Source organism: Ornithinimicrobium carbonis, assembly GCF_977012275.1.
Genome location: NZ_OZ348993.1, coordinates 3,773,653 through 3,795,420 on the forward strand (window position 1 = coordinate 3,773,653; position 21,768 = coordinate 3,795,420).

The following is a 21,768-nucleotide window of genomic DNA, read 5'->3' on the forward strand; positions in this document are numbered from 1 at the left end:
ACAGGTCGGAACCGCCCCCGGACGGCTCCTGACCGAGCCGACCGACCGCCTCGCCCGCCACGTCCTGTGACACCTCGACACCGCATACCCGCTCCCACCACCCTCACACCCGTCAAGGAGACATCATGAACCAGTACATCGACCTCATGGCCGCCCACAGCATGGCGAAGGAGCGGGAGCGCCTGACCGAGGCGGACCTGCGCCACCGCGAGGCCTCCCGCCGCCGCACCCCGGCCGCCACGATGCCGGAGCTCGCGCCCCGCTCGTGGTGGCACGACCTGCTCGTCCGGGTGCACCTGGCGCACGCGCCCACACTCTGACCTTCCAGCAGCCCTCCGGCCGGGACGGCGTCCTGTCGTCCCGGCCGGAGGCCTGGCCGGCGTCCTGTCGTCGCGGCCGGAGGCCTGCCGGGGCGCCGTGGCCCCGCCATGAACGGCCACCCCTACGGGGGATTGTGCAGCCACCCAGACAGGCGGAGAGTGGAGGAGTCGCCCCAGGAGGTCATCATGTCCACGGTTCCTGAACTCGCCACCCTGCAGCCGACCACCGTCGCCGTGGTCCGGGACACGGTGCGGATGCGCGAGCTGCCCGACTTCTTCGGCAGGGTGTTCCACGCCGTCATGACGGTCGCCATGGACGAGGACGTGGAGATCACCGGCCCGCCGTTCGCCCAGTACTTCGGCGTCCCCGACGAGGCGGTCGAGGTCGCCGCGGGCTTCCCGACGGCCCGCCCTGTCACCCCCAGCCACGGGGTCACGGCCTCCGAGCTCCCCGGCGGCCGCGTGGCCCAGCTGCTCCACGAGGGGTCCTACGACGGCCTTCCCGACGCCTACCGGCGGCTCATGTCGTGGATGGACGACCAGGGCCTGCGACCGGGGGAGGTCATGTGGGAGAGCTACCTGACCGAGCCGCCTGCCGACGCCGGGGAGACCGCCCGCACCCTCATCTCCTGGCGGGTAGCGGACTGAGCGAAGGCCCTTTCGCTCCCGCGAGTTCCCCGGCCTCTGACGGCTGGGCGTGATGGCCTGGTTCACGATGTGCGACAGGTCACATCCTGGGGCACCCTGGAGTGGCCGGCTCAAGGCCGAGCCGGCGTCACCACTTGGGCGTCGTCGACGCGGTCAGCCCGGGCGGCGTCCCGGTGGAGGCCATGTCGGACCTCCGCTGCGAGGACGGCATGGCCGGCATCTTCCCCTGCCACAAGGTCGACCTGGCCTCCTTTACCCCGCTGCCCGACATGGAGTCGTCGTTCGTCAACGACCTGTGGGGCTGGGAGGACGAGGAGACCGGGATGCAGCTCGCGATCGTCGGCACGTTCGAGGGCACCGCGTTCATCGACGTCACCGACGGCAGCAACCCCGTCTACCTCGGCACGCTGGAGTCCGAGGTCCCTGGCGACTCCGGCAACATCTGGGGCGACGTGCGTGTCTACGAGGACACCGCCTACATCGGCAGCGAGGCGATCGACCTCGCGACCTACGACCCAGGTGCCGGGACGATCGAGGGTTTCGGGATCCAGGTCGTGGACCTCACCCAGTTCCGCGGCAAGACGGCGCCGACCGAAGTCGAGCTGACTGCGCACATCGACGACGTCACCAATTCGCACAACATCTCGCTCAACGAGGAGAGCGGTCGGATGTATGTCGTCGGCTCCGTCTACGACGTCGAGGTCTGCGGCACGCCGAACCCCGGTTTCCCGGTGCTCAACGGCAACGGTGGGGCCATCGTCTACGACGTCGCGACCGATCCGCACAACCCGCAGTTCGTCGGGTGCCTCACGGAGGACGGTTACTCCCACGACATCTAGTGCGTGGACTACGCCGGCCCGGACGCCGACTACACCGGGCGGGAGATCTGCATCGGCTCCAACGAGGACACGGTGACGATCTACGACGCGACCGACCCGGAGAACCCGGTGGTGCTCGACCGCTTCCGCTACGTCGACGAGTCGCTGGAGGTCGGTGACATCTACACCCACCAGGGCTGGCTGAGCGCCGACCACAGCTACTTCTTCCTCGGCGACGAGCTCGACGAGCTGAGCGGAGTGGCGAGCGAGCGCACGACCTACATCTGGGACATGCGCGACCTGGACGACGCCAAGGTCATCGGCACGCACACCGGCGGCAACACCTCGATCGACCACAACATGTTCGTCGACGACTTCCTGCTCTACCAGGCCAACTACACCTCGGGCCTGTGGATCTACGACACCTGGAAGCAGGAGCAGGGCCGGGTGACGATGCGCGGCTTCTTCGACGTCTTCCCCGCCGACGACCGGACCGAGTTCTTCGGGTCGTGGGGCGCCTACCCCTACTTCGGTGACGGCAAGGTCGTGGTGACGAGCAGCGACGAGGGGGTCTTCGTGCTGCAGTCCCGCGCCAAGAGCTCCGACAACAGCGACAGGTCCGCCGGGAAGGGCGGCGGGCAGGGCCGCGGCAAGGGCGGCGGCTCCGCGAGGTAGTCCGTCACGCCTCCCAGGGGTGGGGGTCCGGGTCAGCCGGGTCCCCACCCCGCGACGTGTGGGTCGACGTCCCGGGTGGCTGATCCCGGGGCGAGCCGCCATGCTGTCCGTCATGGCCAAGCACACGCTCACGATCACCGTGGACGCCGAGATCACGGACGAGGAGGCTCTCGTCCAGTCGGTCCGGTCCGACACCCCCGAGGACTCGCTCTCCCCCGACGACATCCGGGAGGAGGACCGCGCCTCCGCCGCTCTCGTCGCCGGCATCTCCAAGGCACTCAGGGACCTGTCCGTGCCCGGGGTCGACATCGACGAGCCGAAGGTCGCCGCCCGGGACGCCTGACCCCGGGGAACCCGACGCCCACCCCGTGCGCACCTGTGCGCACCTGTGCGTACGGTCGGGCGCGGCACGGCGGGGACGGTCGTGATCTTCGACGGCGAGGTCGTGGCCCACCTCAGCTGACGCTGAACGGCATACCCCCGGGTTCGACGGGCGACGTCCGCCCGACCGCGTCGAGGACGGCGTCGAGGAGCTCCGGCGTCGGCAGGGTGCGCAGGCCCTCGTCGACCTCCTCCTCGGCCCACGCGCGCTCGCGCGGCGTCGCCGTCGGGTCGAGGGCGACCCTCGCCTGGGCGTGGAGGAAGTTGAACCGGGTGGAGAGCAGCATGCTGAAGTCGGCGCGCGTCCGCAGGCGCCCCGGACCGCCCGCCTCCACGTAGGCGGCGTAGGCCCGACGCATCGCGTCCAGGTCCGGGGTGCCGTCGTGGAAGCACAGCACCAGGGCGCCGGCCAGCTCCCGGGTCGGGTCGGCCGGTCCGACGTCGTCCCAGTCCACGACGACGAGCTCACCCGAGCCGTCGGTGAGCACGTTCTCCGGGTGCAGGTCGCGGTGGCACAGCCGGAGCCGGTCGGGGTCGGCGGGCCCGAGAGCGGCGGAGAGCGCCGAGATGCTGGCCGTCGCCGCGGCCAGCCGTGAGCTCCAGGACGTCCCCGCCCCGACCGCCTCGGCCGCCAGGCGGTCCCACCCGGCAGCCCCGGGCGGCGCCTCGTACCAGCCCTGCGGCGGTGCCCCGTCGGGCTCGTGCCGGACCGCGGGTGCGACGGTATGCAGTCGCGCGAGCAGGACGCCGAGCGCGTCCGCGTCGACGGTCGGCTCGCACCGCCGCACGTCCATCCAGTCGTACAGACGCAGCCAGCCCCCCTCCGGCAGTGCCACCACGAGCTGCCCGTCGCGACCGGGACGACTCGCCGGCAACCGGACACCGGCTCCGGCCGCCGCCCGGGCGAGGACCAGCTCGGCCTCGACCGTCGCGCGGGCAGGAGGAGGACCGGTGAGCACGTGCTTAAGCGCATAAACCCTGTCGCCCACCTCCAGCCGCCACACCTGGCCCACCGCGCCCCGCGGCCCAGGGGTGACCCGCAGGCCCCCCTCGCCGAGGTCGAACCCCGCCCGCGCCCGGGCGAGGACCCTGGTCTCCACCGGTCAGGACAGCGCCGGAGCCCGTGCCGGGTCCAACCGCCCGGACCCGACCAGCCACCGGGTGGTGTCCCGCAGGGACTCCTCGAGCGACAGGGGGACGATGCCGAGCTCTGTCCTGGCCGGCCCGTCGTCGAGCCGGGTGTCCCGGCCGAAGATCTCCACCCCCTCGGACTCGGCCGGATAACGCAGGCGGGCCGGGAGGCGGGCCATCAGGTGGTCCGTCGCCCTCAGCTGCGGCGCCAGCACCCGGGCCGGCAGGTCCACGTGCGGCAACCGGCGCCCGGACACCCGGGACAGGGTGGAGTAGAGCTCCCGTCCGGTGACGTGGTGCCCGGGCACGACGAACCGGCGCGGTCCCCGACGGGGCTCGAGCACGGCGAGGATGACGGCGGCGACGTCCCGCACGTCGACGTAGTGCAGACCGCCGCTCGGCCAGATCGGGAACAGCCCCCGCAGGATCCAGCGGATCATCTCTCCCTGGTCGCCGCGGTAGGGGTCGTGCGGACCGAGCACGCCCCCGGGGTAGACGCACACGACGGGCCGGCCCTCGGCCTGCAGCTCACGGGCCACGACCTCGGACTCGACCTTGGACCGACCGTAGGTGGTCGTCATGTCCCCCAGGGGCAGTTCCGGTCCGGAACCACCACGACGCACGAGCGCGACGGTCGAGGACACGTGGACGACGGGGTCCAGGCCGGCAGCGGCGGCCAGCCCGAGCACGATGCGGGTCGCGCGCACGTTCGTCCGGGCCACCTCCTGGCGCCGCCGCGGGTCCGAGGTGTAGACGGCCGCCGCGTGGACGACGGCGTCCGTCCCGTCGAGGGCCGCGGCCACCGAGGCGTCGTCCAGCACGTCGCCGACGACGAGGTCGCTCACCTCCACCCCCAGCGGGCCGAGCGTGACCGGGACCTGCTCGGGTCGTCTCACCAGCAGCCGGACGTCGTGGCCGGCCCCGACCAGGGCGGCCACCGTGTGTCCTCCGACGAAACCGGTCCCACCGGTCACCAGTACGCGCATGGCTCAGTGTGCTCCTGCGCGGCCCCGATGGACAGGGGGGCCCGGCCGCCGGTCAGCGCAGCCCCAACCTCCGGACGACCTCGTCCCCGCCCATCCGGCGGACCGCGCCGGCGTCACCGACGACGACCAGCTTGTCGGTCGCCCGGGACAGCCCGACGTAGAGCCGCTCCTTGGACCGGTCGCGGGTGCCGTCCTCGTTGAAGCACAGCACGACCGCGCGCCGCTCCAGCCCCTTGCAGCCCAGCACGTGCCCGTAGAAGACGTCGTCGCCGTCCCAGAAGGTGCGCCAGTAGCCCTCCTGGCCGAGCTGCTCCTGCCGCGACTGCTGCTCGGGGTGCCGGGTCCCGGTCGTGATCAGCGCGACGTGGGAGGTCGGCCAGCCCTCGTCGAGCAGCCGCTCGACCTCGTCGTCGGCCACCCCCAGCGCCTCGTCCGCCGAGGCCTGGACGAAGGTGACCTCCGGCCCGTCGCCGCCCATCGGTCGCATCCGCATCGGGGCCAGCGCGCTGAAGCTCTCGGCGATCTGCCGGGTGTTGCGCAGGTTGTGGTCGAGCACCAGCGGCACCAGCGCCACCGGCGGGCGGCCGAACCGGGGGAAGAGCCGCTGGTTCTCGTCGGAGTAGACGTAGAGCCCGCCCTCCTCCGGGTCGCGCAGCGCGGTGAGCAGCGGCGTCCACCAGCCCTCGGCGAAGTCCTGGGCCTCGTCGACGATGATCGCGTCGAACTTCCTGCCCTCCGGCAGGTCGGCGGCCAGCCCGGCCATGCGCGCGGGCAGCTCCTTCTCCCAGAAGTCGCTGTCGTCCCGGCCGGCGGTGATGTCCGCGCCCCACGCCCGCCCGAGCTCCTCGAACCGGCCGATGAACGCCGGCGTGTGCTTGCGCGGGACCCCCTCGAAGGAGCGCTTGAACCACTCGCCGAGCCCGATCGAGTAGCACAGCAGCGCCACCCGCTGCGCCCTCTGCCCTGCGAACCCCCTCGTCAGCTGCTTCGCCTGGGCCATCGCCAGCACGGTCTTTCCGCTGCCCGCCCCGCCGCGCACCTCCACCCGCCGCAGCAGCCGGGTGACGCCCAGGATCATAGCCTGCTCCTGGGTCAGGCGTTCGGCGCGCGCCTCGCGGTCGTCGGACTCGGCCACGACGTCGGCGCTCATGAGATTGCGCCCGGTGAGGATCTCGGCGATCAGCTCCACGTCCCCGTGGTCGGGCCGGCGGTAGTTCGTCTCGTGCGTCTCCGCCAGCGTCCGCAGCCGCGTCGCCAGCCGCCCGAGGTCGTCGCGCCCGTGCACCATCTCCCGCGGGCACGCCGGCTGGGAGAAGCCCTCCGGGACCGCGCTGTACGGCGTCACCACCGTGTGCAGCCACCGCACGCGGGAGCGGGAGGAGTCGCGCCACCGCGGGTCGTCCTGGACGTACTGCCGCAGCGCGTGCTTGACCCGCTGGGCCTGCCCGACCGGGTCGATCGGCCGGGACGAGCCGCCGCCGCTCTGGTGCCAGCGGCCCTCGTGGTCGACCGAGACGCTGCCGCCCTTGACCTCCACGACCACGACCCCGGCGTCGGGGAGCAGCACGACGAGGTCGGCCTCGTGGTCCTGCTCGTGGTCGGTGAGATGGACGTTGGAAAGGAGGATGCAGTCCTCGTCCAGCTGGGACACGAGCAGGTCCCACACCTCACGCTCGGTGGGGTGGGCGAAGGCCGGCTCCGCCGGGATCAGCCGCGCGCCCACGTCATACCTCCCTCGTTCCTGCCCCGTCGCCCATGGAGCGGAGCATAGGGGCGGGCTCCGACAGGCACGAGCGGGCCCGCCCCGGCCCGGTCCACGTCCTCACCGTGGACGGGCGCGCCCGGGTGCGGGACCATGGCACATGGCGTCCCACGGACAGGACCTCGAGCTCTACCTGCAGGAGGTGCGCGCCCGGCGCGCCGAGATGCGGGAGTCGATCGGCGCGGTGCTCGACGCCCTCGCCGTCCCCCTCGGGCGGACCGACGTCTGGCCGGAGCGGGTGCGGGCGGCGCTGACCGAGCTGGCCCACGACTTCGAGGACCACATCGGGCTGACCGAGCGTCCGGACGGCATGTTCAGCGACGTCCTCGAGGGGCATCCGCGGCTGGCCCGGTCGGTGGAGGCCCTCCTGGCCGAGCACGCCTCCCTGCGCGAGGACCTCGACGGATGCCTCTCGATGCTGGACGGCGACGACGTGCCGACCGACCTGCCCGCCGTCCGCGAGGCGGTCACCTCCCTGGTCGGGCGGCTCGTGCGGCACCGGCAGCGGGGCAGCGACCTGGTCTACGAGGCCTATGCCGTCGACATCGGCGGGCAGGGCTGAGCGGTCCGGGGCGGTCTACTCCCCCGGCATCCCGCCCTCGACCCGCTTCCCGTCGACGACGACCTCGCAGCGCTCGGACCAGAAGCACACCAGGTCGCGCACCGGTTCGGCGTCGTGGAGCGGGTCGGGGTAGGTCCACGCGACGTCCTGGCCGCCCTCGACGTCGACGCTCAGGTAGCTCGCGCGCCCCTTGTAGGCGCACACCGTGTGCGTCGTCGACTCCGACATCAGGTCCGTCCGGACGTCCTCGCGCGGGAGGTACCAGCGGGGCGGCAGGTGCGTCTCGAAGAGGGCGACCGGCCGGCGCGAGTCCGCCAGCACCGTCCCGCCGAGGCGCACGACGACGTGCCGGCTGCTGCGGAGGCAGTCGATGCGCTGGCCCGGGTCGTGGGGGTGGCCCATGACCGGCTCCTCCTCCTCGGTCCAGTCGAACGCCGCGAAGTCGAGGACGACCCGCTCGCCCAGCACCGGGTCGTCCGGCCGGAAGGCGACCTCGCGCGCCTCGGGGTCGTCCTCCAGGGCCAGCGGCGTCCCCGGGGTGGTGTGCCATCCGAAGTGGCCCGGGGCCAGCACCGGAGGGAGCGGGTCGGGCCGGTCGGCGGCCGCGGTCGGGACGAGGTCCACGAGCAGGTCGGCCTCGGGCACCGCATACTCCGGCACGATGCGCCTGGGCTCCCACACGAGCAGAGCTCCGGTGGTGTCCGCGACGGGGCGGCCGTCCCTGCTCGCGCGGATGCGCTTCTCGACCGCCCCGTAGCGCAGCTCGGGCAGGAGGTCGAAGGTCGTCCGGAGCATGTCGATGGCCATGACCTCCATGGTCCTCCGAGCGGCGTGAAGCCGCCAGGGTCTTGCGCACGCTGGAAGACTGGACGGCATGGACCCCGACGCGGGCAGGGACGGAGCCGGCGGCCACCGGCAGCGTCTCGCCACGGGCATCGCGATCGCGCTGGCGATCGGCCTGGCCCTGTCGTTCGCGCTCGGCAGCTGGACCATGCTCATGGCCGGGGTCGGGCTGGGCGTCGTCCTGTGGGCCGGCTCGGGGGGCGAGGGTTGAGCGACGGGGCCGCCCGATGCCCCTGCGGGCCGGCTGCTCGGACGACTGCTCAGACCGACAGGACCGGTCCGACTACCTGGCCTCGGCCGCGACCCTTCGCTGCGCCCGGTTGCCCCACCACTTGGCAGCCTGCTCCGCCACCCACCCCAGCACGAGCGCCAGGACCAGGGCGATGACGATGGCCAGCAGGGGTTGCTCCTTCACCCAGTTCCCGGCCAGCGCTCCGACGCCGACGTTGTAGGCGGCCCAGCTGAACACCGCGATGCTGTCGAAGAACATGAACCGGAGGCGGGGGAACTCCATGGCGCCCGCGGTCAGGTTCACGATCTGCCGGCCGCCGGGGATGTAGCGGCAGGCGATGATGATCATCCCGCCGCGGCGCAGCAGCAGTCCGGTCACCCAGGTGACGAAGGACCGCACCTTGGGTCGCCGGCTCTCCCGGAGCCGGCCCAGACGGGTGTACCGGCCCAGGCTGTAGGTGAGGTTGTCCCCCAGGAAGCCACCGACCGCCGCCACGGCGATCAGGGCGAGGATGTTGGGCTCGCCCTCCGCGACGGCCACCGCTCCGAGGGCCACCATCACGGTCTCGGCAGGCGCGGGTGGGAGGATCCCGTCGACGATGCAGACCAGGAGCACGATCGGCAGCAGCCAGGCCGAGTCGGCGTGCGACTCGATGAAGGCGTTGAGCGCCTCGATCATGCGTCCTCCCAGGGGTGCCGGCCAAGTATGCCAACAGAGGCGAGGTCACGAGGTCTGAACGTGGACGCCCCGCCCCCCCGGCACGACCCCTAGTCGGTCACGTCCTGCACGACCTCGTTGCGACGCAGGGGCGCAGGGACGACGGGCGGGTCGAAGCGCGCCCATCGGGGCGGACCCACGGGAGTCAACCCCGCCTCGCTGAGCGCCCGGTCCAGCACCGCCCGGTGCCGCTCGAAGGACGCCTGCGTCCACCTGCCCCGGTAGCGGCGGACCGCGGAGAGCACGGTCGGGCGGGTGTGCAGCGTGACGTCGGGGTCCGTCGGCACCGGCGCGCTCTCCAGGGTGAACGCCGCCGGGAGGACGAACGCGACGGCATACCCACCCTGCCCGGTCTCCTGCTGGACGACCGGGGACGTCATGGCGATCGTCTCCGACTCCTGCTGGACCACCGGTGCCGTCATGGCGATCTTGGCCCTCGAGCGGTTCTGGCCCCCGATGTAGCCGGCCAGCCGGCGGAAGGCGACGTTGCCGGCGTCCTCGAACGGCGCCCGGACGACCACCTCGGCGACGACGTGCGCGGGGTAGCGCCGCAGCTCGAACTCCGGATAGGAGCGGACGACCTCGTAGACCTGCTTCTCGGTCATGGTCGAACGCTACGCCCAGCAGGTGCCGGCCAGGAGGTCCCGACCGCGTGGCGGCGGGTCATCGTCCGGGACGGGCCTCGAGGCCCAGCATGGCCTCGCTGCGCTCCCACAGCCCCCGCGCCAGGTCCTCGTCCTTGACCTGCGGGTTGACCTTGCCGGGCTTGTTCTTCTCGTAGTACTCCCCCGAGTGCCACGTCTGCCCCGGCGTGCCCTCGGCGAGCCAGACGAGCCGCTTCCCCCCGGTCTCCACGCTCGTCATGAGGTGCTTGATCGGCGTGTGGTAGGCGAACCGCATGACGCTGGAGGTGTCGTTGGCGAAGTTGGTGGCGATGCCACCGGGGTGGAAGGCGGCCGCGCTCACGCCCTGGTCGGCGTACCGGCGGTGCAGCTCCTTGGTGAACAGCACGTTGGCCAGCTTGGCGTCGCCGTAGGCCTTGTTGGCGTTCCAGTCCCGGCTGTTGTCCAGGTCGTCCAGGTCGATCTTCCCGAACGCACGGTGCCCGATGCTGGAGGTCTGGACGACCTTCGCGTCGGCCTCGATCAGCCGGTCCATGAGCAGGTGGGTGAGCAGGAACGGCGCCAGGTGGTTGACCTGGAACGTCTTCTCGAAGCCGTCGACGGTCGTCTGCCGGGTGAAGATCCCGCCGGCGTTGTTGGCGAGCACGTCGATCCGGGGGTATGCCGTGAGCTCCTCCGCGAGGGCGCGCACCTGGGCGAGGTCGGCGAAGTCCGCGACGTGGAAGGGCGCGTCGATCTGTCCCGCGACGGCCGCGGTCTTCTCCGGCGAGCGCCCGACGACCACCACCCGGTGGCCGTGCTCGGTCAGCTGGCGGGCCGCTGCGGCCCCGATGCCGTCGCTGGCTCCGGTGATGACGATCGTCTGCTGGTCGGGCATGGGGATCCTTCGTCTCGGGAGGGTGTGCGCGGGGACGCGCTCCTGTGACAAGCGCGGCGGCGCCCATCTCCTTCCCGTGTGCGCCTTGGCCCGAGCGCCCAGGCGGGTGGCGGATTGGCTGGCCCGGTGCCATGCCGGACGGCCAGCCTCTCAGACCTCTCGCGCAGGCCGCATCGTGAGCTCGGGGTGACTCTGCGTGTCGGTCACCAGCTCCAGGGCGACCCTGCCCATCCGCAGACCCTTCCTCTTGGAGTAGTCCCGCATGGCGGTGTAGGCCGTGTCGACGTCCGTACCGCGCAGCTGGGCCAGGGCCCCCTTGGCCTGCTCGATGACGATCCGGCTGTTGAGCGCCCCCTGCAGCTGTTCGGTCAGCAGCTCACCCCGCCGGATCGCCTGCTGCTGCAGGATGCCGATCGTGGCCACGTGGGCCAGGCTCTGGATGATGCGGGCGTCATCCTCGGACAGGTCTTCGGCGGCGGTGCCGAACATGTTGAGTGCACCGATGACGGTCCCCTGGTGGCGCAGGGGCAGGGCGCACACCGAGCGGAAGCCCGCCGCCATGGCACGCGGTGTGAAGGCGGGCCAACGGCCGTGCGCCAGGTTCAGGTCGGCCACGACCACCGGCTCACCCGTGGCGTAGCAGTCACGGCAGGGACCCTGGTTGTTCTGGATCACGAACAGCTCCAGCAGCCGCGCCGACTCCTGGGAGGCCGCCATGAACTTCAGGTGACCGCGATGGTCAGCCAGCAGCAGACCGACCGCGGCCGTACCGCTCAGCGTGGCGACGTGTCCGGTGACCAGCTCCAGAAAGTCGATGAGGTCGAAGTCGTCGACGAGGGTGTCGGCGACCTCGACGAAGGCTTGGGCCAGAGGCTCGGGCGAGATCGTCTGCATCAGCTACTCCTCAACTCGCGGACGACGAGAGTCATCGGTGTCGTCTCGAGTCAGTTCCAGCGTACCGCCGGTGATGGCTCGAGCCACCTCACCGAGCCACTGGTCCTGGGCGTAGGCATGGGCCCGGATGCGCACCATCGCCTCACCCAGCGAGACGCCCAGCTGCACCATCACCATCCCTTGGGCCTGGTACAGCTCGACCGGGGTCATCGACCCGTCGAGGTCTTCCCACGGTCGGCGCTCGGTGGCGTCCTGCTGGTCGTCCAGCAGGATCGACAGGGCGACGTCGGCGAAGGTCAGCGTCTCCAGCACCTGGCTGGACGACAGCGACCCAGGTCGCGTCCGGTAGACGTCCAGCACCCCGGCGCACGCGCCTCCCACCTGCAGGGGGAAGGCGAAGACGGCCCCGATGTCCAGCTCTCGCGCCGCCGGGCCGTAGGCGGGCCACCGCGTCAGGCCAGGACCCCCCAGGTCGGACTCGAACACCGGCCTCCGTGCCGCGACCGCATCCACGCAGGGCCCCTCACCCAGCAGCAGCTGGAGTTCCTCGAGCTGGTCGGCCTGCCGACCGGAGGTGGCCACCACCAGGGACGGCGCGTTCTCGACCAGGACCGTCAGGCCCGCCCCGGTGGCGGCCACCTCCCGCACGAGCACCGTGCACAGCCGGCCCAGGGCACCGGCACGACCGCCGGAGTCCCCGGGAGCCGAGGGCTCATCCGCGATCAGTGAGCTGATCCGGGAGAAGCGCGCCGCGCCGTCATCCATAGGAGCGACCATCGTCCATGGAGACGGTCATCGTCCAGCCCCGATGATCGGCAGAACGCGTCCTGCGTCTGTGTGCCTCACGAGACCCCTCACTGCGACGTAGGAACTCGAACGCGTGCCAGGGTCCGGGCCACATGCAAGTGGAGGTCACCATAGTCGTTCGGACCTCTCGACGGCACCACCCCCCACCGCCGTCGTGGACCACCGTCTCGAGTCCTGCCCCTCCGACACCCACCATCGTTCCGGGGCAGACTGTCCGGACGAGGAAGGAGCCAGCCATGGTGGACACCGACGGGCACGGCGAGCGGCCCAACATCCTGGTCCTGTGCATGGACCAGTGGGACGTGCACATGGACCTGCCCCCGGGGGTCGACCTCCCGGCGATCCAACGGCTCGTCGGGGCGGGGGTCAGCCTGTCCAACCAGTACTGCACCGTGCCGCAGTGCACCCCCTCCCGAGCCACGATGTGGACCGGCCAGCACGCCAAGAACATCGGCATGTGGGACAACACCAACTTCGCCTGGACCGACCAGCTGGACGAGGGCGTCCCCACGATCGGCACGATGCTGCGCGAGCAGGGCTACTACACCGCCTTCAAGGGCAAGTGGCACCTCTCCCACCCCGACCGCTCCCCCGACGCCCTGGAGGACTACGGGTTCTCCGACTACCAGTCCTGGGGCGACAACTGGGGCGCCCCGCTGCACGGCGAGCAGCTGGACGGCACCGTGGCCTTCGAGACGGTGGACTGGCTGCGGCACGCCCGCCCCACGGACCGTCCGTGGCTGCTCATCTCCTCGATGGTCAACCCGCACGACGTCATGTTCCTTCGTGCCGGCGAGGACGAGCGTCCCCACGAGAACGGCGCGATGGGCTCCCTCGCCCACCCGCCGCAGCGGCTGGGTTTCCTGCGCGAGTATGACGTGCAGCTCCCCGAGAACTTCTCCGACGACCTCGACGCCCAGCCCTACGGCGTGCGCTCCTACCAGCGCAACGTGGAGTGGAACTACGGGGCCATCCCGGCGGGCCGGGAGGACCTGTGGAAGGTGCGGCGCAACTACCTCATCAACTGCCTGCGGATGGTCGACGAGCAGTTCGGCCGGATCCTCGACGAGCTGGACCGGCAGGACCTGTGGCGCAGCACGGTGGTGGTGCTGACCTCCGACCACGGGGAGATGAACGGCGCCCACCGGCTGACCCAGAAGGGCGCGATCCCCTTCCAGGAGGCCTCCGTCGTCAACATGACGGTCGTCTCCCCGCACGGGCCGAGCGGCGTGGCCTCCGACGCCGTCGGCTCGCACCTGGACCTGGCCACCACCTTCCTGTCGTGGGCCGGGCTGGACGGGGAGGGTGTCCGCGAGCGCTACCCCGCCCTGAAGGGCCGCGACCTGCGACCGGTGCTGGAGGCGCCCCAGGAGGCCGCACCGCCCCGCGGGTCGGCCTCGCAACCCGGTGGCGGCGCCCTCGTCATGTGGGACGGGCTGAACCAGCTGGACCCGGAGTGGGCGATCCAGGGCGCGCTCGGCGACCTCTCCCAGCTCGGGGACGGCCCGCCGAAGACCCTCGAGGACGCGCGGGCGGCCGGCGAGAGGTACGGCGCCCCGGACATGGACAAGCGCACCTTCTTCCGCGCCGTCTCCGACGGCCGGCACAAGCTGGTGCGGTGGTTCTCCCCCACGCAGTACGGCATACCCCGGACCGTCGATGAGCTGCACGCCACCTCCGACGTCGCGCTCTACGACCTGGCCGCCGATCCCGGCGAGATGCGCAACATCGGCGACCCCTCCCACCCCGACTACGACGAGCAGCTCGTGGCCAGCATGCTGGACAAGCTCGTGCGGCTCGTCGAGACCGAGGTCGGCGAGGACGAGGCACCCTTCGACCTCGACCTGTTCGGCACCCGAGAGATCAGGTACCGCCCGCAGGACGCCGAGGCCGGGGCACCCGCGCACGGGGAGTCCAGCGAGCTGCACCACCCCGGGACCGACGCCGAAGCGCAGGAGCGCACCTGAGCGCCCTCCTCTCCGGTCCAGGGACCCCCACGGGTATGGTGCTCGTCCCCGGCGGGGGCCTGTTCATGGGGTCGGACGACTTCTACCCCGAGGAGCGGCCCGCCCACGAGGTGCGGGTGACGTCCTTCCTGCTGGACCGGGCGCCGGTGACGGTGGCGCAGTTCGCCCGGTTCGTGGACGGGACGGGCTACGTCACGGTGGCCGAGCGGTCGCCCGACCCGCGCGACTACCCCGGGGTCGACCCCGAGGTGCTGGTGCCGGGGGCGCTGGTCTTCACCGGGTCCGACGGTCCGGTCCCGCTGCACGACCCCTCCCGGTGGTGGACGTGGACGCCCGGCGCGAGCTGGCGCTCGCCCGAGGGTCCCGGGTCCGACGCGACCGCGGACCGCGCCGACCACCCGGTGACGCAGGTCTGCCACGACGACGCCACGGGATACGCCCGCTGGACCGGGAAGCGCCTGCCCACCGAGGCCGAGCACGAGCTCGCCGCCCGGGGCGGCAGCAGCGGCACCGCCTACGCCTGGGGCGAGGACCGGGTGCCGGACGGGCGGCACCTGGCCAACACCTGGCAGGGCGCCTTCCCCTGGCTGAACACCGCCGAGGACGGCTGGGCGGGGACCTCCCCGGTCGGCTCCTACCCCGCCGACGCCTACGGCACGGTGGACCTGATCGGAAACGTCTGGGAGTGGACCAGCGACCGGTGGAGCGCCCGGCACCCGGACGCCGCGACCTCGCCCTGCTGCGTCCCGGCGGACCCGCGCACCCCGCACCGGGGACGCGAGCGCCCGCGCGACGCCTTCGTCGTCAAGGGCGGCTCGCACCTGTGCGCCCCGGAGTACTGCCTGCGCTACCGCCCCGCCGCCCGCCAGCCCCAGGACCGTGACTCCGCGACGACCCACCTGGGCTTCCGCTGCGCGAGGAACGTGGGCCGGCATCCCTGAGCGCTCTTCCACCGGCGCGCTCCCCTGGGTCTTCGCGGTCAGGTCTGTCAGACCCGACCATTAGGGTCAAGGTGACATCGAAGGCTGGTGAACGCATCGGCCGACGCCCACCGAGGAGGTCCCCATGACCGAAGACCCCAGCACGAGCGACTACCAGTCCGCCGCCACCCTGTCCAAGCTCATCGAGCTGTCCCGCGGGGTCCACCACGGCATCGCCCTCGGCGACGCAGCGGACCACCTCACCAGCTCCGCCCCGTCCTGGCCGGCCGGTGTGGCCACCCAGCTCATGCTGGCGACCACCGAGGGGATGGTGCGCGCCATGGAGCGGGCAGGCCAGGGTCTGGGCATCGACTGGGGCCACCAGAACCTCGAGGCCCTCCGCCGCTGGGCGACCGCCCAGCAGATCCCCGGCGTCGCCGGGAACCGCAGCGGGACGCCCAGCCTCCTCACCCGCTCCCCCGCGTTCGGCGCCCGGCGCGGCAACGCCCCGGCGACCGTGCGCAGCCTGCGTTCCGGCCTGCCCGCCGGTCCCGGGCACGGCAGCCTCGGCGCCCACGCCCTCGTCCGGACCCTCCCGTTCGGGGTGCTCCTGGCGCTGCACGGCCCGTCCCTGACCTGGCCGGTCGAGGAGCTCGTCGGCACCACCCACACCCACCCGCTGGCGGCGCCGACAGCGACGCTCGGCGCGCTGCTGGTCGCCCAGGCGGCGGACCGCTCCGTCCCCCTCGCCGAGGGATGGGTCACCCTGCTGGAGAACCACGCCCCCGAGGGCGGTGACCTGGTCAAGCAGCGGGTGGGTGCGGCGATCACCACGGCCGCGGTGGAGCCCCGCAGCCCCGCCCGGGTCGCCGACCTGGCCCCGGACCGTTCCGCGGCGTCGGCGCTGTCTGCCGCCGTCTACTTGGTCCTGTCCCACCCCGACCCGGACGAGCTCATGATGGCCATGGCCCTGGCCTCCTTCTCCCCGGAGAAGCACGGCACCTCCGCCGTCGTCGGCGGACTGCTCGGCGCCCGCCACGGCAGCACGCCCCTGCTCGAGCACGGCGCCACCCGGCTCGAGCTGGCGTGGGCCTGCGACGCGCTCGCGACCGACCTGGCCATGACCGCCATGCTCACGCCCCTGGCCAAGGAGCCCGACGGTGAACCGTGGCTCCCGTCGTGGGGCGCGCGCCACGGCGGGTGAGTCCTGCCGCGACCCGCGCGTCCGACTGCGGCGCGGGGTTCAGCGCCCGTCGACCCGCGGCTCGGTGAACTCCGCCAGGAACGCCACGAGCATCCGCGCGCTCACCTCCCTCGGCAGCGTCTCGATGAGGTCAAGCACCGCCGTCAGGTCCAGCTCGCCGTCCTCGCGCGCGGCCCGCGCCAGCTCCGCCGGGTCGGGCAGGTCCGGCGACCCCGCCACGCCATCACCGGCCGCAGCACCCGGGCCACCGGCTGCCCCGGCCCCCGCCTGACCCCGCACGTCGTCCGCCCCGCCCGCGAGCGCCTCCAGCAGCTCGTCGAGCACCCCGGCGGTCACCGGCGTCACGGTCAGGTGGGTCGACCGCGGGATCACCGAGCCGTGCGACTGCGTCAACGCCGGCTGCCCCTGCAGCACGAACCCCCTCCGCCGGACCGCCCCGGCCCACAGGTGCGGGTCGACCCGCTCCCCCGCCGGCACGTCCTCGTCCGCGACCACCGCGACCAGCGGTCCGACCGGGTCACCCAGCACCCGCAGGCCGACGATATCGTCGACGCACCCGCGCACCGCCGCCGTGGCGGTGACCAGACGCCGCGTCAGCGCGACATACCCCTGCTCCCCCAGCGCGGTCGTGACCGCCCACGCGGCGGCGAGCGAGGTGGCCGAGCGGGACCCGAGCACGGTGGGGTTGACGACCGGGTACCCCGGCCAGTCGGTGAGCGCGAAGTAGCGCGCCCGGTCCAGCGCGCGGTCGGCGAAGAGGAGGAGGGAGCTGCCCTTGGGCGCGTAGCCGTACTTGTGCAGGTCCGCCGAGATGCTGCTCACCCCGGGCACCCGGAGGTCCCACGGCGGCACCGGCCCGCCTCCCGCGGCCCCCCAGAACGGCAGCACGAGCCCGCCGATGCAGGCATCGACGTGGCACGGGACCCCGGCCTCCTGCGCCGCGGCGGCCACCTCGGTCACGGGGTCGACCACGCCATGGGGGTATGCCGGTGCGCTCACCACGACAAGCGTCGTCCCCTCGTCGAGGCGCCGGGTCAGGTCGGCGGCCGGCAGGGTGCCGGTCGCGGGGTCGACGGGGACGACGTCGACGTCCAGGTCGAGGTAGTGGGCGGCCTTGTGGAACGCCGCATGCGCCGTCTGCGGGAGCACGATCCGGGAGCGGGCCGTGCTGCCCGGGTGGCGCTCCCGCCAGACGTCGCGGGCAGCCTTGACCGCCAGCAGACAGCTCTCGGTGCCGCCGGAGGTGACCGACCCGACGGCGTCCGGGCCGTGCAGGATCTGCCGGCCGAACGCGACCAGGTCGCCCTCCATGAGCGCGACGGAGGGGAAGGTCGTCGGGTCCAGCCCGTTGACCGACTGCACCTCGCGGGCGGCCCGGGCGGCCAGCTCGTCGAGCGCGGCGAGGCCGCTGTCGTAGACGTAGGACAGCACCCGCCCGCCGTGGGTGGGCGCGTCGTGGCCGCGGTAGGCGGTCAGGCGGGCGAGCACCGCGTCCGTCTCGAACGTGATGTAGCCGGGGGTGGTCGGGTCGGGCTGGTGCGTCATACGGGATCCTCGATCGGGACGGCGGGGACGGGCACCGGGTCGCGGTAGCGGCGCAGCACGAGCAGGCTCGCGCCGACGAGCAGGGCGGGCAGCACGGAGAAGGCGACGACGATCGCCGCCAGCGCGGCGTCGGGCTGGGCGACGACCGTGTCGGCGGTGCTGGAGCGGAAGCCGGTGACGGACAAGAGCAGCAGCACGATGCCGGGGCCCAGGGCCAGTCCCCCGGTCTCCGCGGCGGTCCATAGCCCGCTCATCGACCCTCCCCTGCCGCGGCCGGCGGAGGTGATGACGTCGGGCAGCATCGCCAGCGGGAAGAGCTGCATGCCGGCGTAGGCGATGCCAGCGACGCAGACCGGCAGGTAGAGCCAGGCTCCCGGGAACCGGACGAGGGCGAGCAGGCAGAGCGCGGCGAGCGCGAAGAGGACCGACGCGAGGGTGAGCGAGCGGGGCTTGCCGTAGCGGGCGGCATACCGGGTCCACAGCGGCATGACGAGCAGCGCCGGGGCGACGAGGGCCACGAAGAGGAAGGTCAGGGCGGACTGCTGGCCGAGGGTGTAGGTCGCGACGTACTGCGCGGCGGCGAGCATGATCCCGGTCGCGACCGCCTGGAGCACGAAGACGACGAGCAGGACGCGGTATGCCGCCACGTCCCGGAGCGCGGCGAGCCCCTCGCGGTAGCCGCGCAGGGCGTTGCCGCGGACGCCGGCGCCCGGGTCCAGCTCCTCGGCCGGGAGGGCCCGGTGGCCGCGGACGCCCAGGACCGTGCCGAGCATGCCGGCGAGGAGGGCGACGGCGACGACCACTCCCATGAGCAGGTAGCCGGCCGCTCCCCCGCCGACCGCGTCCCGCACCGCCGGACCACCGGCACCCACGAGCAGGATGGCGAGGGCGAGGACCGCGATCCGCCAGCCCATGAGGCGGGTGCGCTCGTCATAGGAGCCGGTGAGGTCGGCCGGCAGCGCGATGTAGGGGACCTGGAACAGGCTGAACGAGGTCGTGGCCAGCACGAAGCACCCGGTGACCCAGACCGCCGCCCAGAGCGGGGTGAGACCCTCGGGGACGGCGAACATGCCGACGAAGCCGACCGGCAGGGTGAGCGCGCCGACCGCCATCAGCCGGGTGCGGGTGCCGCGGCCCCTGGTCTCGCGGTCGCTCAGCGCCCCCACGGCCGGGTCGATGACGACGTCCCAGACCTTGGGGACCACGACAACCAGCGTGGCCAGGAGGGCGGGGACGGCCAGGGTGTCGGTGAGGTAGTAGGCCAGCACCAGCCCGGGCAACGTGCCGAACCCCCCGGTGCCGACGCTGCCCGCGGCGTAGCCCGCGACGGCCCGGCGCGGGATGCGCTGCGTCGCGGTCCGGGCCATGGGCCGCACCCTAGCGGGGGGCGGGGCTGTGTTTGGACAGAAAGGGGATTTCGGCCCTGCGCGTAGGTCAGCCTGGGGTCTTGGGCCCAGGGGCGGTGAACTGCTTGCGCGAAACTCGCCAGTGACCTCCGTTCGTCTGGGAGTTACCCTGACCGTCGTGCTCGCCAACCACGAGCACTTCGGACGGTATGTCGAGCGGGATGAATCGCCTGGTCTTGCTGTGAGTCCCGGTCTCCCGGAGGGCGAACTGATCCCAAGCCTTCATGAACTGCGGTTGCTTCGGCGTCTTGAATCCGGCCAAGACGAAGGCAACGTCAACGGGGGCATCGGCATACGTCTGCCCGTTGGTCCCGAATATGGCGGCAAACCGCGCACTCTTGGACGCCACCTGCCCCGTCTGCCAGCTCGTGTGGGCCTTCGCTTCTACCAGCACCAGCTTCGTGCGCTCGCCAGCGACCCAACCGAGCAACAGGTCGATGTCCTCCTGGTTGCGCTCGAAGGCTTTCCCCTTTGGGGCACCCGAGATCTGGCCCGCGGACTCGTTGGAGGACTGGGCCAAGTCCTCGTTGACCGACTTACCCCGATAAGCGAGCTGAAGGGCAGCGGCCAGCCAGTTGAGATGGAAGTCCATCGCCAGCACGTAGGTGACTCTGTCCAGGTCAGGAACCTGGACGGTTTCAGGAAGCACAGCGTTGAGCCGCTCACGGAACTGGGCGCTCACGCCGAGGGGGACTGCACCGGCGCTCGCCTGCGTCATGAGGATGAATCGCTCCTTGCGGTTAAACGACTCCAACAAGGTCAGAAGGTCCGTCATGGGAGCACTCTGCCCCCTGTACAGGGTGCTGTCACCTCAGTACGGAGCGAGCCACCTCTCGTCGGCAGCCTACCCAATCACGGTGCCCCAGCCCCGAATTCCTGCAACTGATCAAGGACGTGAAGGGCGGCTGGACTCTTGCTTCGACGGGCGACGTCCCGGACGTTTTCCAACGCAGTTCGCAGGTCTTCGCCGTGCTGCTCCTTGACCAGATCGTCGTACCGACGGTCCATCAGGTAGCTGTGGGCGCCCTCCCGCGAGCGGGCTGCCGTCCATGCCACCCGATCGAGGAAGATCTCCAGTGTCCGCGCCGCAGCGGGAACCCCGTGCTCCTCCCTACCGAAGGACAAGTGGTCAAACGCACGATCCATGACCCGCTCCTCGTCGGCGAGCGACTTCAGGCCGAGCGCGGTGGCTACCTTGCGACTGCCCGCTCCGGCCCTCTGGTAGATGTCAGCGACGGGGCGGGCTTTCTCCAGGTAAGCGTTGTCCGTGAGGCTGAACCCCACAAAGAGCAGGTGGCTCGTCATCAGGAGAGCCTGAACCAGTCCGTAAAGAGGTTCCCCGGCTTCGCGGTGGGCCCGGTAGTCCTCTGTTGTCAGTACAACGCCGTGCCGATCCCCCGCCGTCCCGTGGAGCTTCAGCAACCAGGGCGCCTCGGCAGCAGCCCACTGCTGAGCCACGACCTTCAACTCGTCACCGTGCGTCGGCTTCATCGCCAACTCGAGCGCCCGGTCAAAGTTGCTGGTCACGTTCTGCTGCGTCTGCAAACCCGCCAGGAGCGCATGACCCAGCGCGTGGCGCTGAACATGAAGCATCTTTGCCAGGGTGTCGTCGTACGTCACGCCCAATTTCGACTTGGCCTGACCTGCTGCGTCCTTGAGCATTGATTCAGTGCTGTCGTCGGGCACGGTCTGCATCCCCGCCCGGGTAAGCAAGGCGTTCACGAGTCCAGACCAGCTCGGCAGGCCAAGGGGAACGCTGACACCTGCACCGACGAATAAGGAGAGCTGGTCGGCACCTGCTAGCCGACCCAAGCGATCAGCATGGTCCGTGTGCTCGTCGGACAGCTCGAAACTGCTGCTCCCCCGTGCGCCCTGGAGCGCGGCGTAGTCCCGGCCACCCTGCACGACGAGCGCAATGTCGACGCGCAGTTCGGTAGCGGAACGGACTAGTCCAGGGACCAGTTGTTGGACGACCGCACCACGCCTGTGGTCCAGGCCCCCGTTCCCCGTCCCGGGCATAGGCATGGCCAGCAAAGGGACCATGCGACCCGCGCCAGCGGAGTCGCCGACCCTCTGGGCTAGCGCCGCGAGGCCGCGACGCACCACGTCCACGAGAGCGCCCACGTCCTCGCCCGTCGAGACCGTGTCGACGAACTCATGCCGGACGGGACCCCGGGCCGTACGTCGCAACTCGGCCCCGGGTGGCAGCGGTTCCCACCGCTCGCCGCTCGACGGCGTCTGTTGGAACATGTCGAACCACCAGTCGCTGACAGAACCGTCCTGGTCGCACGGGATGAGAAGCCCATCACAGGACAGCGTGGTCAGGTCACCGTGCACAACGAAAAAATGTCCTGTCCGCGGCTCGTTCATGAACCGCACTCTCGCAGAACTACCACCGCTGTGGCCCACGGCGCGCATAGCGCGTCAGCGCCACTTCCCCAGTATGTCGG

At 71.8% G+C, this 21,768-nt stretch carries 21 protein-coding genes and 1 pseudogene; 9 read left to right on the forward strand and 13 right to left on the reverse strand.

Annotation, left to right across the window (positions count from 1 at the left end):
- Positions 1 to 125 precede the first annotated feature (125 nt).
- The 4 genes and pseudogenes from ACWHYA_RS17300 to ACWHYA_RS17315 all read left to right on the forward strand — a co-directional run bounded on the left by ACWHYA_RS17300 (position 126) and on the right by ACWHYA_RS17315 (position 2,804).
- Positions 126 to 320 (forward strand): hypothetical protein, encoded by a 195-nt coding sequence (locus ACWHYA_RS17300; RefSeq protein WP_425940172.1) that lies wholly within the window; start codon positions 126 to 128, stop codon positions 318 to 320.
- 186 nt (positions 321 to 506) lie between these two features.
- A complete protein-coding gene (locus tag ACWHYA_RS17305; RefSeq protein WP_425940170.1) occupies positions 507 to 968 on the forward strand; it encodes a GyrI-like domain-containing protein in 462 nt (153 codons plus the stop codon).
- A 209-nt stretch (positions 969 to 1,177) separates the two neighbouring features.
- Positions 1,178 to 2,461, forward strand: a pseudogene (locus tag ACWHYA_RS17310) (choice-of-anchor B family protein).
- A 112-nt stretch (positions 2,462 to 2,573) separates the two neighbouring features.
- Positions 2,574 to 2,804 carry a hypothetical protein gene (locus tag ACWHYA_RS17315; RefSeq protein WP_425940168.1) on the forward strand — a complete coding sequence of 77 codons (231 nt, stop codon included), beginning with the start codon at positions 2,574 to 2,576 and terminating at the stop codon, positions 2,802 to 2,804.
- Between the two features lie 112 nt (positions 2,805 to 2,916).
- On the opposite strand, the gene ACWHYA_RS17320 is transcribed toward ACWHYA_RS17315, so the two are convergent.
- From ACWHYA_RS17320 to ACWHYA_RS17330, 3 genes are read right to left on the reverse strand one after another with little or no spacing between them, the layout of a single operon-like run.
- Positions 2,917 to 3,942: an aminoglycoside phosphotransferase family protein gene (locus tag ACWHYA_RS17320; protein WP_425940166.1), complete on the reverse strand. Its 1,026-nt coding sequence runs from the start codon at positions 3,940 to 3,942 to the stop codon at positions 2,917 to 2,919.
- A 3-nt stretch (positions 3,943 to 3,945) separates the two neighbouring features.
- Positions 3,946 to 4,959, reverse strand: a complete 1,014-nt coding sequence (locus ACWHYA_RS17325) for an NAD-dependent epimerase/dehydratase family protein (protein ID WP_425940165.1) — start codon at positions 4,957 to 4,959, stop codon at positions 3,946 to 3,948.
- 52 nt (positions 4,960 to 5,011) lie between these two features.
- On the reverse strand, positions 5,012 to 6,682 hold the full coding sequence (locus tag ACWHYA_RS17330; protein ID WP_425940163.1) for a nuclease-related domain-containing DEAD/DEAH box helicase: 1,671 nt from the start codon (positions 6,680 to 6,682) through the stop codon (positions 5,012 to 5,014).
- Between the two features lie 139 nt (positions 6,683 to 6,821).
- Here ACWHYA_RS17330 and ACWHYA_RS17335 point away from each other — a divergent pair, with 139 nt between their 5' ends.
- The gene (locus ACWHYA_RS17335; RefSeq protein ID WP_425940162.1) at positions 6,822 to 7,283 is read left to right on the forward strand and encodes a hemerythrin domain-containing protein; all 462 of its coding nucleotides are present in this window, start codon (positions 6,822 to 6,824) and stop codon (positions 7,281 to 7,283) included.
- A 15-nt stretch (positions 7,284 to 7,298) separates the two neighbouring features.
- On the opposite strand, the gene ACWHYA_RS17340 is transcribed toward ACWHYA_RS17335, so the two are convergent.
- Positions 7,299 to 8,090 (reverse strand): DUF427 domain-containing protein, encoded by a 792-nt coding sequence (locus ACWHYA_RS17340; protein WP_425940160.1) that lies wholly within the window; start codon positions 8,088 to 8,090, stop codon positions 7,299 to 7,301.
- Positions 8,091 to 8,157: 67 nt separating this feature from the next.
- On the opposite strand from ACWHYA_RS17340, the gene ACWHYA_RS17345 reads away from it, so the two are divergent.
- Positions 8,158 to 8,337, forward strand: a complete 180-nt coding sequence (locus ACWHYA_RS17345) for a hypothetical protein (protein ID WP_425940158.1) — start codon at positions 8,158 to 8,160, stop codon at positions 8,335 to 8,337.
- 72 nt (positions 8,338 to 8,409) lie between these two features.
- On the opposite strand, the gene ACWHYA_RS17350 is transcribed toward ACWHYA_RS17345, so the two are convergent.
- The 5 genes from ACWHYA_RS17350 to ACWHYA_RS17370 form a co-directional block, all read right to left on the reverse strand.
- Entirely contained in the window at positions 8,410 to 9,036 is a 627-nt protein-coding gene (locus ACWHYA_RS17350; RefSeq protein WP_425940157.1) for a DedA family protein, read from the reverse strand.
- 89 nt (positions 9,037 to 9,125) lie between these two features.
- Positions 9,126 to 9,680, reverse strand: a complete 555-nt coding sequence (locus ACWHYA_RS17355; RefSeq protein WP_425940155.1) for an SOUL family heme-binding protein — start codon at positions 9,678 to 9,680, stop codon at positions 9,126 to 9,128.
- A 58-nt stretch (positions 9,681 to 9,738) separates the two neighbouring features.
- Complete coding sequence (locus ACWHYA_RS17360; protein WP_425940153.1) at positions 9,739 to 10,575, reverse strand: SDR family NAD(P)-dependent oxidoreductase; 837 nt, start codon at positions 10,573 to 10,575, stop codon at positions 9,739 to 9,741.
- 150 nt (positions 10,576 to 10,725) lie between these two features.
- Complete coding sequence (locus ACWHYA_RS17365) at positions 10,726 to 11,469, reverse strand: GAF and ANTAR domain-containing protein (protein WP_425940152.1); 744 nt, start codon at positions 11,467 to 11,469, stop codon at positions 10,726 to 10,728.
- 3 nt (positions 11,470 to 11,472) lie between these two features.
- Positions 11,473 to 12,234: a GAF and ANTAR domain-containing protein gene (locus ACWHYA_RS17370; protein WP_425940150.1), complete on the reverse strand. Its 762-nt coding sequence runs from the start codon at positions 12,232 to 12,234 to the stop codon at positions 11,473 to 11,475.
- Between the two features lie 278 nt (positions 12,235 to 12,512).
- On the opposite strand from ACWHYA_RS17370, the gene ACWHYA_RS17375 reads away from it, so the two are divergent.
- The 3 genes from ACWHYA_RS17375 to ACWHYA_RS17385 all read left to right on the forward strand — a co-directional run bounded on the left by ACWHYA_RS17375 (position 12,513) and on the right by ACWHYA_RS17385 (position 16,367).
- A complete protein-coding gene (locus ACWHYA_RS17375) occupies positions 12,513 to 14,243 on the forward strand; it encodes a sulfatase-like hydrolase/transferase (protein ID WP_425940149.1) in 1,731 nt (576 codons plus the stop codon).
- Between the two features lie 35 nt (positions 14,244 to 14,278).
- Complete coding sequence (locus tag ACWHYA_RS17380; RefSeq protein WP_425940148.1) at positions 14,279 to 15,184, forward strand: formylglycine-generating enzyme family protein; 906 nt, start codon at positions 14,279 to 14,281, stop codon at positions 15,182 to 15,184.
- Positions 15,185 to 15,308: 124 nt separating this feature from the next.
- Positions 15,309 to 16,367, forward strand: a complete 1,059-nt coding sequence (locus tag ACWHYA_RS17385) for an ADP-ribosylglycohydrolase family protein (protein WP_425940146.1) — start codon at positions 15,309 to 15,311, stop codon at positions 16,365 to 16,367.
- 39 nt (positions 16,368 to 16,406) lie between these two features.
- Here the strand turns inward: ACWHYA_RS17385 and ACWHYA_RS17390 are convergent, their stop codons facing one another.
- From ACWHYA_RS17390 to ACWHYA_RS17405, 4 genes are all read right to left on the reverse strand, one after another.
- Positions 16,407 to 17,912: a pyridoxal phosphate-dependent decarboxylase family protein gene (locus tag ACWHYA_RS17390; protein WP_425940145.1), complete on the reverse strand. Its 1,506-nt coding sequence runs from the start codon at positions 17,910 to 17,912 to the stop codon at positions 16,407 to 16,409.
- Positions 17,909 to 19,279, reverse strand: coding sequence for an MFS transporter (locus ACWHYA_RS17395; protein WP_425940144.1), 1,371 nt, complete (start codon positions 19,277 to 19,279; stop codon positions 17,909 to 17,911). Before ACWHYA_RS17395 ends, ACWHYA_RS17390 begins: the two co-directional genes overlap by 4 nt.
- Before the next feature lie 67 nt (positions 19,280 to 19,346).
- Positions 19,347 to 20,093, reverse strand: a complete 747-nt coding sequence (locus tag ACWHYA_RS17400; RefSeq protein WP_425940142.1) for a hypothetical protein — start codon at positions 20,091 to 20,093, stop codon at positions 19,347 to 19,349.
- Between the two features lie 77 nt (positions 20,094 to 20,170).
- A complete protein-coding gene (locus ACWHYA_RS17405) occupies positions 20,171 to 21,688 on the reverse strand; it encodes an SIR2 family protein (RefSeq protein WP_425940141.1) in 1,518 nt (505 codons plus the stop codon).
- Between the last annotated feature and the right edge of the window lie 80 nt (positions 21,689 to 21,768).

Bases quoted from the DNA above. Each gene is read 5' to 3' on its own strand.
- ACWHYA_RS17300 (WP_425940172.1), top strand. From the start codon at position 126: ATGAACCAGTACATCGACCTCATGGCCGCCCACAGCATGGCGAAGGAG.
- ACWHYA_RS17375 (WP_425940149.1), top strand. From the start codon at position 12,513: ATGGTGGACACCGACGGGCACGGCGAGCGGCCCAACATCCTGGTCCTG.
- ACWHYA_RS17335 (WP_425940162.1), top strand. From the start codon at position 6,822: ATGGCGTCCCACGGACAGGACCTCGAGCTCTACCTGCAGGAGGTGCGC.
- ACWHYA_RS17350 (WP_425940157.1), bottom strand. From the start codon at position 9,036: ATGATCGAGGCGCTCAACGCCTTCATCGAGTCGCACGCCGACTCGGCC.
- ACWHYA_RS17315 (WP_425940168.1), top strand. From the start codon at position 2,574: ATGGCCAAGCACACGCTCACGATCACCGTGGACGCCGAGATCACGGAC.
- ACWHYA_RS17340 (WP_425940160.1), bottom strand. From the start codon at position 8,090: ATGGCCATCGACATGCTCCGGACGACCTTCGACCTCCTGCCCGAGCTG.
- ACWHYA_RS17305 (WP_425940170.1), top strand. From the start codon at position 507: ATGTCCACGGTTCCTGAACTCGCCACCCTGCAGCCGACCACCGTCGCC.
- ACWHYA_RS17395 (WP_425940144.1), bottom strand. From the start codon at position 19,279: ATGGCCCGGACCGCGACGCAGCGCATCCCGCGCCGGGCCGTCGCGGGC.
- ACWHYA_RS17360 (WP_425940153.1), bottom strand. From the start codon at position 10,575: ATGCCCGACCAGCAGACGATCGTCATCACCGGAGCCAGCGACGGCATC.
- ACWHYA_RS17355 (WP_425940155.1), bottom strand. From the start codon at position 9,680: ATGACCGAGAAGCAGGTCTACGAGGTCGTCCGCTCCTATCCGGAGTTC.
- ACWHYA_RS17365 (WP_425940152.1), bottom strand. From the start codon at position 11,469: ATGCAGACGATCTCGCCCGAGCCTCTGGCCCAAGCCTTCGTCGAGGTC.
- ACWHYA_RS17400 (WP_425940142.1), bottom strand. From the start codon at position 20,093: ATGACGGACCTTCTGACCTTGTTGGAGTCGTTTAACCGCAAGGAGCGA.
- ACWHYA_RS17370 (WP_425940150.1), bottom strand. From the start codon at position 12,234: ATGGATGACGGCGCGGCGCGCTTCTCCCGGATCAGCTCACTGATCGCG.
- ACWHYA_RS17405 (WP_425940141.1), bottom strand. From the start codon at position 21,688: ATGAACGAGCCGCGGACAGGACATTTTTTCGTTGTGCACGGTGACCTG.
- ACWHYA_RS17390 (WP_425940145.1), bottom strand. From the start codon at position 17,912: ATGACGCACCAGCCCGACCCGACCACCCCCGGCTACATCACGTTCGAG.
- ACWHYA_RS17385 (WP_425940146.1), top strand. From the start codon at position 15,309: ATGACCGAAGACCCCAGCACGAGCGACTACCAGTCCGCCGCCACCCTG.
- ACWHYA_RS17380 (WP_425940148.1), top strand. From the start codon at position 14,279: ATGGTGCTCGTCCCCGGCGGGGGCCTGTTCATGGGGTCGGACGACTTC.
- ACWHYA_RS17345 (WP_425940158.1), top strand. From the start codon at position 8,158: ATGGACCCCGACGCGGGCAGGGACGGAGCCGGCGGCCACCGGCAGCGT.
- ACWHYA_RS17325 (WP_425940165.1), bottom strand. From the start codon at position 4,959: ATGCGCGTACTGGTGACCGGTGGGACCGGTTTCGTCGGAGGACACACG.